Origin of the sequence: Erwinia sp. MYb416 (genome assembly GCF_037479575.1) — a bacterium.
In the GTDB taxonomy this organism is placed as follows: Bacteria; Pseudomonadota; Gammaproteobacteria; order Enterobacterales; family Enterobacteriaceae; genus Erwinia; species Erwinia rhapontici.
Genome location: NZ_JBBGYT010000311.1, coordinates 1 through 1,441, shown reverse-complemented (window position 1 = coordinate 1,441; position 1,441 = coordinate 1). Strand labels below are relative to the sequence as shown.

Genomic DNA, 1,441 nt, shown 5'->3' with positions numbered 1-1,441 from the left:
CTGTATTACATCTTACTGATAGCAATCGTTTTTCAGGCATTGATCGCCTTGTTGCAATTCACGATACCAGAAGCGGTGCCGGCCTGGCTTGCTTATCCGCAGTCTTGGGGCCGACCGTATGGTGTTTTTCAGCAGGTGAACGTGTTGGCAAGTTTTATTGCCACGGGGCTGGCATTAGCCATCATGTTATTACTGTTGCCGGGCTTTATCCTGGATAACATTAAAAGAGAACGTCTTCGGCTATGCGCTTTAGGTCTGATTTTGCTGATTTTTCCTGCATTGCTGGTGTGGTTACAGTCAAGAGTGGGTTGGCTCGGTGGTGCGATTTCAGACGTATTGTTATTAATCATTGGGGCGAAGGCGGCGCCAAAAAAAAACCTTATCGCCGCAGGCTTAATGGGAGCGAGTATTGTCCTGGCGATTGCAGTTCAATGGAGCGGCCATATTACTGACGTCGCGCATACTGGCTCTAATTTTGCCCGTATGGCTATCCTTAAAAGCACGCTGAGCATGATTGCCGAGAGACCCTGGACAGGCTGGGGATATGGTAGCTTCGAATATAACTTTCAACATTATCGCCTTACTCAGGGATTCTCAACATTAGAGACGAAAGTTGTCAGCCACCCGCATAATGAAATATTACTGTGGTGTGTTGAAGGAGGGGTTATCGCGTTTATTGGATTGTCACTGTTGGTTTATGTCGGGGGGGATATGGTGTGGCGAGCATGGCGGCCAACCCGTCAGCTAAACGAATATCAGACTGGCCTGAACCGAGGATTATCCTGTGCATTATTGCCGATACTGCTGCACACTCAAACGGAGTTTCCGTTCAGCCTTTCAACCGCGCACTGGGCTATTTTCATCCTGTTGCTGGCAAAACTGGATAGCGATATTACACCAACGGCAAGGTACTATTCACTTTCTGCTGCGACGACTGCCTTTTTGAGAAAGGCCTTGCCCGTCTTTTCCATCACAATACTCTTGCTGGCCGGTATTGCATTATATGCAAACCTGTCTTTGACTTCTCTTGAGCGCAATCGTTTTTTAAATGCTGAACCTGCCCGCCGCGCTATGGCGTTTGATCCAGGGGTTAATACTGAACGCTGGCACTATGATCAGCAAATTCATGCTTTGTTGATGTTTAATCAAACGCGTGATCCTGCTTTACTTGAGGGTTACGTTCGTTGGGCTGATTCCTATCTTTCCCGCAGAATTGATAAAAATGTTTATGCCTCATGGCTGTCTATCGCGCACTATCAGCAGGATGCAATAACATACCAACGATTGCGCCGTGAGGCTCACGCACTGTTTCCTGAAGATGAACGTTTCATGGTCCATCTTCAGGAAGGTATCAAATGATGTATCCAAACTTGGGCGGTGACATCGTGAGACATGATTGATTAAGACAAACGCCGAAGTGAGGAATAGTTAAAAACATGTC

General features: G+C 47.1%; 1 protein-coding gene. It reads left to right on the top strand.

Features of this window, described 5'->3' with window-relative positions; all coding sequences use genetic code 11:
* The coding region (locus WH277_RS03765) for a PglL family O-oligosaccharyltransferase (RefSeq protein WP_339504429.1) at positions 1 to 1,359 on the top strand (1,359 nt) is incomplete at its 5' end.
* Positions 1,360 to 1,441 lie beyond the last annotated feature (82 nt).